The 12,462-nt window shown below is 60.5% G+C and carries 12 protein-coding genes; 7 read left to right on the forward strand and 5 right to left on the reverse strand.

Going from position 1 to position 12,462, the window contains the following annotated elements; translation table 11 throughout:
* Window positions 1–75: 75 nt before the first annotated feature.
* Window positions 76–963, reverse strand: a complete 888-nt coding sequence (locus tag GU3_RS01095; protein ID WP_014290710.1) for a LysR family transcriptional regulator — start codon at window positions 961–963, stop codon at window positions 76–78.
* Window positions 964–1,103: 140 nt separating this feature from the next.
* Between GU3_RS01095 and fdhD the strand changes: the two genes are divergently transcribed.
* The 3 genes from fdhD to GU3_RS01110 all read left to right on the forward strand — a co-directional run bounded on the left by fdhD (window position 1,104) and on the right by GU3_RS01110 (window position 3,013).
* Entirely contained in the window at window positions 1,104–1,898 is a 795-nt protein-coding gene (gene fdhD, locus GU3_RS01100) for a formate dehydrogenase accessory sulfurtransferase FdhD (protein ID WP_014290711.1), read from the forward strand.
* Between the two features lie 353 nt (window positions 1,899–2,251).
* Entirely contained in the window at window positions 2,252–2,728 is a 477-nt protein-coding gene (locus tag GU3_RS01105) for an Lrp/AsnC family transcriptional regulator (RefSeq protein WP_148265934.1), read from the forward strand.
* A 39-nt stretch (window positions 2,729–2,767) separates the two neighbouring features.
* The gene (locus GU3_RS01110; RefSeq protein WP_014290713.1) at window positions 2,768–3,013 is read left to right on the forward strand and encodes a Rho-binding antiterminator; all 246 of its coding nucleotides are present in this window, start codon (window positions 2,768–2,770) and stop codon (window positions 3,011–3,013) included.
* A gap of 4 nt (window positions 3,014–3,017) precedes the next feature.
* On the opposite strand, the gene GU3_RS01115 is transcribed toward GU3_RS01110, so the two are convergent.
* The 4 genes from GU3_RS01115 to GU3_RS01130 form a co-directional block, all read right to left on the reverse strand.
* A complete protein-coding gene (locus GU3_RS01115) occupies window positions 3,018–3,809 on the reverse strand; it encodes a hypothetical protein (RefSeq protein WP_014290714.1) in 792 nt (263 codons plus the stop codon).
* A gap of 188 nt (window positions 3,810–3,997) precedes the next feature.
* Window positions 3,998–5,803 carry a DUF4105 domain-containing protein gene (locus GU3_RS01120; RefSeq protein WP_014290715.1) on the reverse strand — a complete coding sequence of 602 codons (1,806 nt, stop codon included), beginning with the start codon at window positions 5,801–5,803 and terminating at the stop codon, window positions 3,998–4,000.
* Entirely contained in the window at window positions 5,803–6,168 is a 366-nt protein-coding gene (locus GU3_RS01125) for a hypothetical protein (protein ID WP_014290716.1), read from the reverse strand. Before GU3_RS01125 ends, GU3_RS01120 begins: the two co-directional genes overlap by 1 nt.
* Window positions 6,169–6,314: 146 nt before the next feature.
* Window positions 6,315–6,941, reverse strand: a complete 627-nt coding sequence (locus GU3_RS01130) for a DUF1826 domain-containing protein (RefSeq protein ID WP_014290717.1) — start codon at window positions 6,939–6,941, stop codon at window positions 6,315–6,317.
* 94 nt (window positions 6,942–7,035) lie between these two features.
* Here GU3_RS01130 and zigA point away from each other — a divergent pair, with 94 nt between their 5' ends.
* The 4 genes from zigA (at window position 7,036) to GU3_RS01150 (ending at window position 12,414) form a co-directional block, all read left to right on the forward strand.
* Window positions 7,036–8,235 (forward strand): zinc metallochaperone GTPase ZigA, encoded by a 1,200-nt coding sequence (gene zigA / locus GU3_RS01135; protein ID WP_014290718.1) that lies wholly within the window; start codon window positions 7,036–7,038, stop codon window positions 8,233–8,235.
* A 59-nt stretch (window positions 8,236–8,294) separates the two neighbouring features.
* Window positions 8,295–8,777: a transcription elongation factor GreB gene (gene greB / locus GU3_RS01140; RefSeq protein WP_014290719.1), complete on the forward strand. Its 483-nt coding sequence runs from the start codon at window positions 8,295–8,297 to the stop codon at window positions 8,775–8,777.
* Window positions 8,778–8,780: 3 nt separating this feature from the next.
* Entirely contained in the window at window positions 8,781–11,105 is a 2,325-nt protein-coding gene (locus GU3_RS01145; RefSeq protein WP_014290720.1) for a Tex family protein, read from the forward strand.
* A gap of 232 nt (window positions 11,106–11,337) precedes the next feature.
* Window positions 11,338–12,414 (forward strand): ADP-ribosylglycohydrolase family protein, encoded by a 1,077-nt coding sequence (locus GU3_RS01150; RefSeq protein ID WP_014290721.1) that lies wholly within the window; start codon window positions 11,338–11,340, stop codon window positions 12,412–12,414.
* The last annotated feature ends 48 nt before the right edge of the window (window positions 12,415–12,462 follow it).

Raw genomic sequence — 12,462 nt, forward strand, 5'->3', positions numbered from 1 at the left:
AGTCCACTGCTTACGTCACCGTGACGGCGGTGATTGATATTCAAGCATAGAACAGCTCCTGCACAACGCGCTGCCTCAGCGGCGCTGCCACAGCTCCCGGGCGACCTCGAAAAATCCCTTTGCCAGCAGGCTGGCCTGGCCGTCATTGCGCATGACCAGGGCACCGACCCGGGCCATGGCCGGCAGGATCAGCGGCCGGCACTCCACCCCCGGCAACTCCCTGAACAACACACTGCCCGCCGGGATCAGGGCACAGCCCAGACCGGCGTGCACCCAGCGCATCAGGCGGTAAACGGAATCGGACGTCAGCACCGGATTGAGGGTCACGCCTTCCCGCGCAAACTGGGTGTCGAGGTAATGGCGAAAATACATGCCTGGCTTGGGCAGGCATAACGGCAGTCCGGTCAGATCCATCGGCCCTGGCCGGGCCGGCAAGTGCTCACGCCAACCCGGCCCAAAGGCCACCACCACCCCCTGCTCGGGCAGGGCCAGGCTGTCGAAACGGGCCAGCACCTCGGGCTCGAAAAAGCCGCCGCCAATGTCGAGGGTATTGTGATTGAGCCCGTCGAGAATGGCGTCGGCGGTCATGTCGTTGATCTCAAAACTGACCCCGTCATGACGGTGACGCAGCTCGGCCAGCACCGGACTCAAATCCATGCAGCTGAGGGGCACCAGCCCCAGCCGCACCGTGCCGGTAAGCCGCCCCTTCATGGCGTCCACTTCCAGCCGCAGGTTGTCATACTGGCTGAGCAGGGTGCGGGCCCGGGCCAGCACCCGTTCACCTTCCGGGGTAAAGCCCTCGAACTGCCGACCCCGGCGCACCAGGGCCACGCCCAGCTCCTCTTCCAGCTGGCGCAGCCGCATCGACAGGGTCGGCTGAGTCACACAGCAGGCCCGAGCGGCCCGGCCAAAATGACGCTGTTCGGCCAGGGTACATAAGTAGTGCAGTTGCTTGATATCCATTCAGCCAGGCCTTTCATCACGATTTAATATCGATAATCTTATCTTTAATAAATTATCTCTATCACTATATCGACTCTTTCAATTAGAAAGACACACGCCGGATCCTTACACTGAACCCAAACCGTCCGCCGGATACCGCCATGTTTGACCCCGACGCCCTGCCCGATTACCAGTTTGTCACCACCCTCAGCGGAGACAGTCACGCCCTGGCCAGCGAGGTGCCCCTGGCCGTGGTGCTGAATGGCATCAGCCATGCGGTCATGATGGTCAGCCCCAACCAGCTGGACGCCTTCGTGACCGGCTTTTTGCTGAGCGAGGGCATCATTCGCCATCACCGGGAAATTCACGATCTGGAGTTTCACTGGCGGGACCGGGCACTGGAGGCCAGTGTCACCCTGGCCAACGGCAGCCACTACCGCTGGCAGGAGCACCGGCGAAGCCTGGCCGGTCGCACCGGCTGTGGCCTGTGCGGGCTGGAGTCTATCGGACAGGCCCTGCCCGACCTGCCCCCCCTGCCCGCCACCTCCCTGCCGCCGCTGACCACGGTCGAAGCCCTGCGCCGCCAGCTGGACGACTGGCAACCCCTGGGGCAGGAGTGCGGTGCCCTGCACGCGGCCTTTTACGCCGACGACCAGGGTCGAATCCAGCATTCCTGCGAAGACGTGGGCCGGCACAATGCCCTCGACAAGCTGCTGGGCTGGCATCACCGCCACGGCTTGGGCTCCGGCGGCATGGTGCTGATCACCAGCCGCTGCAGCGTGGAGCTGGTGCAAAAAATGGCCCGCGCCGGCCAGCCCACCCTGATTACCCTGGCCGCCCCCACCGAGCTGGCGGTACGCCTGGCCCGGACCCTGGGCCTGAACCTGCTGCACCTGCCGCGCCGCCAGGGGCCGCGCGTGTATTCCTGTCATGCACCAGCACCTCAAACCCCGTAGGGGCGCGACCGGCGGGCAAGCCAGCGACGTCTCTGCCCCCCCAGAAACACCAAAGCCAGCCCCGAGTGGCTGGCTTTTTGTGCCCTTTACGAACTTGTGGTTCGTTGCTGCTGCGCTGCTGCACTCCTGTTTAAAGTACCGCGCTTGGGGTGCGCACCGGCAGGGTATGTCCGGCTTGCGGCAGGCTCCGGTGATGCCGGTCTGCTGTTCCCGTTAAGGTGAAATCATAGTAACCCCAAGCCGTGAGCGAGTGGTTGCAAAGTTACCCTCATCAAACACCCTTTCGGCAATCATTCACCCCATATACACTAAAAGACAATGAGTTATTGTTTTGGAGTGTGAATGTGAGCAAACTGATACAACTGGATCGCACCGACAGGCGCATTCTCGATCTGATGCAGCGCCACGGCCGCATCAGCAATCTGGAGCTGGCCGAGCGGGTGGGCCTGTCGCCTTCGCCCTGCTCGCGCCGGGTCAAGGCACTGGAAGACGCCGGCCTGATTGCCGATCACGTTACCCTGCTCGACGCCGCCAAGCTGGGGCTGACCCTGCAGGCCTATATTCATATTTCCCTCGACCGCCACACCCCCGAGCGCTTTGAAACCTTTGACGCCGCCGTGCTGAGCTTTTCCGAAGTGCTGGAATGCGACCTCATCACCGGCACCGAGGCCGACTACCAGCTCAAGGTGATCGTGCGCGACATGGAGCACTACCAGCAGTTCCTGCTGGGCAAACTGACCCGGCTGGACGGCGTGACCGGCGTGCGTTCCAGCTTTGTGCTGCGGCGCATCAAACACGACACCGCCCTGCCACTGGATCATCTGGCTTAAGAGCGTGAGGGACGAGGCGTAAGGAGTGGGGTGAAAATCATGATGAGCTGCGAGCAGCACGACTATATCGAAATCGCCTGTCTGTACCGTTATCCGGTGCGGCTTACCCTGACCAATGGCGAGCACATCGCCGGCGTGGCCCTCGACACCGCCCGTAATGATGACCAGGAAGAGTGCCTGAAGCTGCGCATCGGCGACGAAGTGCGGTTGCTGCCCCTGGCAAGCCTGGCCTGCATGATCGCGGCACGGCCCAACCCGCACTTCGTTCAGGTCGACTTCGACTGAGCCGTTACACCAGATTGCGGGCCGTGCCCTGACGGCAGAAGCGGCTGCTGTCGTAATACAGCAGGCCATGGCGCCGTGCCAGGGGCGCCAGCCGGCGGGCGATTTGCCGGCCCATGCGCTGGCCGTTGCGGCTGGTGTAGTCGGCGTCGAACTGCATGGCCGGCGGCGCCGGCAGGGCCTCGGGCAGCGCCTTGGCCAGCGGTGGCGACAGCACTCGGCACACCAGCTCGCTCACCACCCGGTTAACCGCCGAGCCCACGCCGTAGCCCTGCCATTCCGGCAGCAGATAGAGGCTGTTCAGGGTCATTTCCAGCGCCGGTGCCGGTCGCGCTTCGGGAATATCAACGGCAAAGCTCAGCACCCAGTTGCCCACCATGCGGGGCGTGCCGGTGTCGTGGTCCAGCAGCGCCACATTACAGCGATAGTCCATGCCGAAGTCATGAATACGCGGCGCCGCATCGGCCCACTGCTTGCTGGGCTGGGTTTCGCCCCAGAACAACGGGCGGGGCGCGTAGACATCCTCGTGCTCATTCAGGGCATGATGGCGAAAGCCTTCAAACAATGGCCGGTGTGCGGGATGGTGCCAATCCATCAGCTCGAGGGAGAGCCGGTCGAGCCATTCCGGCAGCAACCAGGGGTAATCGGAAAATTCGTCACGCAGCCGGGTGTGGTCCAGCAGGTGATTGAGGGTCCGGTGCCCGCGTTTAAGGTGAGTAACCTCGCGGACAAAGGCGTGTTTAAGGTGTTTGAACAGGGGATAGGTTTGGGCCGCCACCCGCCGGCGTTGGGCAGGCATCAGGTAAACCACCCCTTCTCGCTGTATTCACCGGTGGCCACACACAACAGGGGCCGCGCCGCCAGGCTGATTCCACCCGGCTCCATACAATGAGCAAACCGCATAGGCTTTGTCTCCATTTTCGACACAAAGCGAGCCATTGTAAGGCGAGGGGCAGGAAAGTAAAGACATGGCCTAGCGGGATGGAGTCAGTAAAACCTTCTTACATTAAATAATGCCTGTGGCTCGGAAAAATGCTGATTGCCCGCGTATGAGAAACCGATATCCAGTGCGTAGTCTGCAACTCGATAGGTATTGAGAATCTCAATATTATGGATGAAATCACTACGATTGAATTCATTGAAAATGAGGCGATACTTCAGGTTCAACTTGGAGTCATTGGCAAGGTACAGAAACGAGCCCATCTCGAGTTGCGGGTTCAGCCATACGCCATGACCACTGGCAGACAGGCCCGAGCCCAGTGTCACATAGTTCAATACACTTGGCCTGCTGTGACCGGCCATGCCCAGAGCCCCATCTACATGAAACCGACGATTGGTACTGTAGCTTTCGTAGCCGCCTCGCTCCCAGAGCAGCCGAAAACGACCAGACAGTCCGCCAATCACCTCATCGTGGGGAAGATAACTTTCAATGCCATACAGCACCACTTCGTCTAGGTAAGCGCGATCCTTGTCTATGCCTACTGTGCTTTTGAGCACCTGCAACGTCGATTCGCTGAATGCATTTCTGTTGTCATCAAGCTGCAAGTGTGAGGCTGGTAGCCAAGACAACAACACATTGGCATCATGCTCACGAGACCTGACTCCCATCATTAACTGCGAATCGGCAGCTCGTTGCACCGGATTCTTGTAATCGGAAAGATCAACTACGAAATGCTCGAAGTCTGCTCCGCTTCTCATCATGCTGGAACGGTTACTATCATACTGCCTTTTATTTATTTTCCCTTCAGAATAAAGCCACTCATTAAGAGCTTTTCTGTATTCATGCTCCAACATGGCACTAGTACTATCGCCTACCTTGACTGGCGGCAAGCTATTGTTAGCTTTGTCGGTAAGGCTCTGCAACAACCTCTGCTTTTCTGAAAAACCAAGGTTTTCACCAAATGCCCGGACTTTCCAGCCCAAAGATGGCGATATACTCACAGGACCAGCCAACTCACTTTCATTGACGTATTTAATTACATCAAGTGGACTTAGCCACTCTTCACTATGCTTCAGCAATGCAGGTTCGACAATGGCCAGAATATCTAGTGTCAGTGTTGCGCAATTATTGGTATGGAAATAGTAATCAATCTTCTTGCCTTTCAGCTCCCACAGATGCAGACGGATGAGTTCACGGTTGAAGTCGCTCATTACCAAGCTGTACTCGTAAACGTTCCTGCCCTCAATATCCTTATAATAACGCTTGGCTTCTTCATAGGGCGATACAATAAAATAACCGTCCTTGCCGGTTACAAGCGCCTCAAATAGGATCACTGGAAGATTGAATCCCTCTACCTCAGTGAAGTAGGAAACTGCATGGGCTCGGTGATCTTCCTTGTCTTTCATCTTAATGAATGAGTGCCCCATAAAGCTGCTGGGGCTGAGAAGGTTCTCTGATGCATAAACCAGGCTAATGTCATCCGCAGGAACCTGAAGAGTATACTCATACAGTTCCTCACAATGTTCAAAGTTCGGAGCCTCCTCACTCAGGAATCTGGACATCCACAGTGACCTGGCCGGAAAACGGCACAAGTAATGCGGCCTTTGCTCCATGCTCACATATGCTCTCAGATTACTCTCGAACTCTGCTTTCAGGTCTCCCTTGCTACCGGACAACAAAAACGCTGGATCAATGATCTTCGGCTTTCCACTCTGAAAATGAAATAGTGAAGCCAGTTGAGCCTTCTCATCAGCAGAAAGCTTCAGGAACTCGCTTTCTTCGGCTACAGCTCCTTGGAAAATCAAAAAAAAAGAAGCCCAGAGGCTTCTTTTTATCCAGCTGGTAAATGCCATTACTGAGGACACTTGATCTCGACGGAGTCCTGATAACGCCACATCTTTTCGGTTGCATAGTCGGTAGTAGAACCGAACGCGCCACCAGAAAGAATGTTGACAAAGAATGTCGGCTCAACTTCCTTGTTCAGCGCAATCTGCTGCTCACAACCTTGAGTTACAACAGAAAGAGTCTTGTCCTTGTTTTCTTTTTGAACGGTGATGATGCCAGGCGCATTCTGAGTACGTCCGTCAATCTGTACCTGCAGCTTCTGAGAAGAGGAAGAAACAACGTTAATACGCTGGGTCTTGTCGGTTAGAATACTGGCACAGCCAGACAGAGAGATAACAACACCGGCAGCAATAGCAAGCTTCATTTTGCTCATGGGGGATTTCCGTGCTTATTGATTTCCATTTGAGGACGGCAATTATGAAGGTGCGACAAATTTTGTCAACACCCCAAAGGAAGGGCGATAGCAATAGGTAAGCTATGCTTTGGACAGTAGCACATCAGCATAATTATTATGCCCCCTCACTCCCCAAAATCCATCGACAGAAACAGTCGGCGGTAACCGGTGGGCACCGGGGGTGAGCGATGCCACAAACCCCGGCCTTCCTCTCCTTCCCAGCCGTCACCCTTCATTAGCGCCACCTCGCCCACCGCCAGTTGCTGCCATTGCTCCGGCTCCTTGCCACCCTCTGCCAGCAACTGATCCCGCTGCGGCGTGTTCAGCCAGTGGGTGCCCGGTCCGGAATAGGTGCTCACCAGCCGGCAGGGCAACCGGTCCACGTGAAAGCGCGGGCACATGGCAGTTTGCAGGCTGGCCAGGCGCACCCCCACCCGCTGCAGTTCAAACAGGCAGGCAAACATTTCCGCCAGTTGCTGCACGTCCTCGGCCAGGGCCTGGCGGCCGGAGAAGTCCGGCAGCTGTTTGCTCAGCGCCTCGGCAACCGTGTCCGGCGGCAGCAGCTCTCGCACACTGATGCGGCTGCCCGCCTGCAGCAGCTGCTGAACATAACCCTCCACATCGGCCGGCAAAGGCCGCTGCCATACCGCCAGATTACAGTCGGGCTGGTAGATACGGGAAAAGATCCCAGGTTCGCTGCCCTGCATATCGACAGGGGCACCAGGGGACAACAGCGCTTCGGGAGTACTCATGACCGGAATTCCTTGCTGATACATGGGATAACTTATGTTACGTTATAACAACTACATTCATCATAAACCATGGCAAGCAAGCGGAGCAAACACCATGTCCAGCCCTTCCCCCCTACCCGTTACCGTGCTGTCCGGTTTTCTCGGCGCCGGCAAAACCACGGTGCTGAACCATATCCTCACCAATCGTCAGGGTCTGCGGGTAGCGGTGATCGTCAATGACATGAGCGAGGTGAACATCGATGCCGCCACCGTGCAGCAGCAGGTAAGCCTGCACCGGGGCGAAGAGCGGCTGGTGGAAATGAGCAACGGCTGCATCTGCTGCACCCTGCGCGAAGATCTGCTGCTGGAAGTGCGCCGGCTGGCCGACGAGGGTCGTTTCGACTGCCTGGTGATCGAGTCCACCGGCATTTCCGAGCCCATGCCGGTGGCAGAAACCTTTACCTTTGAAGGCGAGGATGGCCAGCGTCTCAACGACATCGCCCGGCTCGACACCCTGGTGACGGTGGTGGACGCGGTCAACTTTCTGGCCGACTTTCAGGCCGCCGAGGCCCTGGCCGAGCGGGGCGAGCACCTGGGTGAAGACGATGAACGCAGCGTCACCGACCTGCTGATCGAGCAGGTAGAATTCTGCGATCTGCTGCTGATAAGCAAGACCGATCTGGTGACCGACGCGCACCTGGCGGAGCTCACCGCCATCCTGGCCCGGCTTAACCCCGAAGCCGAGATCCTGCCCATTCGCCGGGGCGAGGTGCCGCTGAACAAGGTGCTGGGCACACAGCGTTTCGATTTCGAGCGCGCCGCCCGCGCCCCCGGCTGGCTGCAGGAGCTGCGCGGCGAACACCAGCCCGAAACCGAGGAATACGGCATTGGCAGCTTCGTCTATCGCGCCCGCCGCCCGTTTCACCCTCAGCGGTTCTTTGATTTTCTGCACCGGCCTAAAGAGCAGGGCCGACTGCTGCGCTCCAAGGGCTTTTTCTGGCTGGCCAGCCGAATGAATGTTGCCGGCCAGTGGAGCCAAGCCGGCGGCATCGCCTACCACGGCGGCGCCGGCCGGTTCTGGCAGGCGGTGCCCGAGCAAGACTGGCCCGAGGACGAAGAAAGCCGGGAGCACATTATGGCTAGCTGGGCCGAACCCTACGGCGACCGCCGCCAGGAGCTGGTGTTTATCGGCCAGGGCCTGGACCAGACCGGGCTGTGCCGCGAGCTCGACGCCTGCCTGCTCACCGACGAAGAGATGGAGCAAGGCGTTTGCGCCTGGCAACGGCTGCCCGATCCCTTCCCGGCCTGGGAGTAGACGGCACGGACCCCGCTGGCGCACAATACTCGCCATTGTCGAGCCATTGAGTCCGTTCAATGAAAACCAATTTGATCACCCGCGCCGGCTGGCACAAGCTGGACGACGAGCTCAAGCACCTGTGGAAGGTGGAACGTCCCGCCGTGACCCAAGCGGTGTCGGAAGCCGCCGCCCTTGGCGATCGCAGCGAAAATGCCGAATACATCTACGGCAAGAAGCGGCTGCGGGAAATCGACCGCCGCATCCGCTACCTGATGAAGCGGCTGGAAGCGGTGAAAATCGTCGATCACGACCCGCGCCAGAACGGCAAAGTGTTCTTTGGCGCCTGGGTCGAGCTGGAAAACGACGAGGGCGATATTGCCCGTTACCGCATCGTCGGCCCCGACGAAATCGACACCAAAAACAACCACATTACCATCGACTCGCCCATGGCCCGGGCGCTGATCGGCAAGCAGGTGGATGACGAAGTACAGGTCCGCACGCCCTCGGGCGTTAAGGAATGGTACGTCAACCACATTCGCTACACTCCGTTTGAAGATTAATTTATGACCAACATCAATCATATTCTGGCGCAGGAGCTGGGCGTGGCCCAGGCCCAGGTCAACGCCGCCGTGGGCCTGCTCGACGAGGGCGCCACGGTTCCTTTTATTGCCCGCTACCGCAAGGAAGCCACCGGCGGCCTGGACGACACCCAGCTGCGCAACCTCGACAGCCGGCTGGGCTATCTGCGCGAGCTGGAAGACCGCCGTGCGGTGATCCTCAAGTCCGTGGACGAACAGGGCAAGCTGAGCCCGGCGCTCAAGGCCGAACTGCTGGCCGCCGACACCAAAACCCGGCTGGAAGATCTCTACCTGCCCTTCAAGCCCAAGCGCCGCACCAAGGGCCAGATTGCCATCGAGGCCGGCCTGGCCCCGCTTGCCGATACTCTGTTTACCGACCCCAGTCAGGATCCACAGCGGCTGGCGGAGCAGTTCGTCAATGCCGAGGCCGGCGTGATTGATGCCAGGGCGGCGCTGGACGGCGCCAAATACATACTGATGGAGCGCCTGGCCGAGCAGGCGGATCTGCTGGAAGCGGTGCGTACTTACCTGCAACAGCACGGTCAGCTGCAGGCCCGGGTAGTGGAAGGCCAGGAGCAGAGCGGCGCCAAGTTCAAGGACTACTTCGAGCATAATGAGCCCATTGCCAAGGCACCATCCCACCGGCTGCTGGCCATGCTGCGCGGCCGCAACGAAGGTGTGCTGTCATTGGGGCTGGTGGTGGACAACGACGCCGAGCGTCATCCCTGCGAAAGCATTATCGCCCGCCATGCCGGCTGGCAGGACCAGGGCCGCCCCGCCGACAAATGGCTGGCGGGCGTGTTCAGCTGGACCTGGCGGGTCAAGCTGTCGCTGCAAATGGAAACCGAGCTGCTGGGCCAGGCCCGGGAGCGGGCCGAGGAAGAAGCCATTCGCGTGTTTGCCCTTAACCTCAAGGATCTGTTGATGGCCGCCCCCGCCGGCGCCCGCGTCACCATGGGGCTGGATCCGGGCATTCGCACCGGGGTCAAGGTGGTGGTGGTGGACCACACCGGCAAGCTGCTGGAAGCCGCCACCGTGTATCCGTTCCAGCCCCACAACAAGGTGGAGCAGAGCCTGCGCACCCTGGGGGAGCTGTGCCGCAAGCATGGGGTCAGCCTGGTGAGCATCGGCAACGGCACCGCTTCCCGGGAGACCGAGCGGCTGGTGGAGCAACTGATGAAGCAAAGCCCGGAGCTCAAGCTGCAGAAGGTGGTGGTGAGCGAGGCCGGCGCTTCTGTCTATTCCGCCTCGGAACTCGCCGCCAACGAGTTTCCGGATCTCGATGTGTCCCTGCGCGGGGCAGTAAGCATCGCCCGCCGGTTGCAGGACCCGCTGGCGGAGCTGGTGAAGATCGATCCCAAGAGCATCGGCGTGGGCCAGTATCAGCACGATGTGTCCCAGACCCAGCTGGCCCGCAATCTGGAGGCGGTGGTGGAAGACTGCGTGAACGCCGTGGGCGTGGACGTCAACATGGCCTCGGCCCCGCTGCTGGCCCGGGTATCGGGGCTCACCCCCACCCTGGCCCAGAACATCGTCGCCTGGCGTGACGAACAGGGCGCCTTTGCCGACCGCAGGCAACTGCTCAAGGTGCCCCGGCTGGGGCCCAAGGCCTTTGAACAGTGCGCCGGCTTTTTGCGCATTCAGGGCGGCAAAAACCCGCTGGACGCCTCGGCGGTGCACCCGGAAGCCTACCCGGTGGTGACCCGCATGCTGGAGCGGCTCAAGCAGCCGGTAAAGGAGGTGCTGGGCAATGCCGGCCTGCTCAAGACCCTGGATCCGAAAGACTACACCGACGAGCACTTCGGCCTGCCCACGGTGCAGGACATTCTAAAAGAGCTCGACAAGCCGGGCCGGGATCCCCGTCCCGAGTTCAAGACCGCACGTTTTATGGACGGGGTGGAAAAGCCCGCGGATCTCGTTCCCGACATGGTGCTGGAAGGGGTGGTGACCAACGTTACCAATTTCGGCGCCTTTGTGGACATCGGTGTGCATCAGGACGGCCTGGTGCATATCTCGGCGCTCACCGACCGCTTTGTGCAGGACCCGCGCGAGGTGGTGAAGGCCGGCGACATCGTCCGGGTCAAGGTGCTGGAGGTGGACTTGCAGCGCAACCGCATCGCCCTGACCATGCGCCTGGATCAGAGTGCCGCCGAGCATGCCGAGGGCAAGAGCGTGCCACGCCGGGATGATCGCGCCCGGAGCGGCAAGCCTGCCGGCCAGCGCCAACAGCGTCCAGCCCGTCGTGAGCAAGCAGCACCGCAAGGGGCCATGGGCGCGGCCCTGGCGGCGGCGCTGCAGAAAAAAAAGTAAGTTGGAACCAAGGAAGCGGTCTTTTGGTCATGCCCATGAAGATGGGCATCCAGAACAGACGTGCACAGTTTCAAACACAGCGCCGTTTGTGGCATGGGCACGGGGGTGACGGGAGAAAATGGGCGTGACCAAAGAGAGAAAAATCTGCTCGGACGCCTGCCATGGTTTGCCGGGCAGAGGTGGATTGGCTGTCATATAGTAAGGGCAGTCTGTTTGCCATTCGGAGACTGCCATGACACCACTGCAGGACAGGGCCGCCGGCGCCCTGATGGGCGCCTTTATTGGCGAGGCGCTGGGTGTGGGGCCGCACTGGTATTACGATCTCGGTGCCCTGCGCCGGGATCACGGCCACTGGGTAAGCGACTATCGCGCGCCCCTGCCCGGCCGCTATCACGAGGGCCTGCAGGCCGGTGACGGCTCCCAGCCCGCCTTTATTCTCAAGCTGCTGCTGCGCTCACTAACCGACTGCAACGGCTACGATCACACCGACTTCTGCCACCGGCTCGACACGCAACTGCTTCCCCTGCTGGACGGCACGCCCCGGGGCGGGCCCGGCGGTTATACCAGCCAGTCGATACGGGACGCCTGGCACAAGCGGGTGGAACAAGGGCTACCCTGGAGCGAGTGCGGCGGCCACGCCGACACCACCGAGGCCATGGAGCGCACTCTGGCGCTGGGAGTGCGCTATGCCCTAAACCCCACCCGGCTGGCCCAAACCGTGGCGGCCAACGCCGCCCTCACCCAAAGCGACGATAGCATACTGGCGATGACGGTGGCCTACAGTGCCGTGCTCGGCCAGCTGGTGCAGGGGCAGCCCTTCGACAGTCAGCTCTCAGCCCGGCTGATGAGCCTGGTGCAAAAGGGCGAACTGCCCTTTCATGCCGTGACCACTGGCGGGCTGAACCCGCCGGCGACCGGAGCCGAGCCGTCCCGGGCCGGAAACTTTGCTTCCCCCGATGCCCTGCTTACGCCATCCTGCCTGGCCATAGCGGCCCTTGATCCCGACGTGCGTATCGAACCGGCCTGGAAGGTGTCGCTGGTCTATGGCATGCCCTGCGCCAGCTATCATGTGCTGCCCGCCGTCTACTATCTGGTGGCGCGCTTTGCCGGCGACTTTGAGTCGGCGGTGCTGCACGCCATCAACGGCGGCGGCCAGAACCAGGCCCGGGCCATGCTGACTGGGGCGCTGGCCGGGGCTCAGTGCGGCCTGTCGGGCATTCCCGAGCGCTTTATCAACGGCCTGACCGATAACGGCCTGCTGCCCCTGTGCCGGACGCTGGCGCTGCAGATCGCGCCTTCGACGGGGTGAACCGGGTTTCTGCCTTTCATCCCGCCCTGTGCGATAATGATGCTCTTT

Origin of the sequence: Oceanimonas sp. GK1 (assembly GCF_000243075.1) — a bacterium.
Classification (GTDB): domain Bacteria; phylum Pseudomonadota; class Gammaproteobacteria; order Enterobacterales; family Aeromonadaceae; genus Oceanimonas.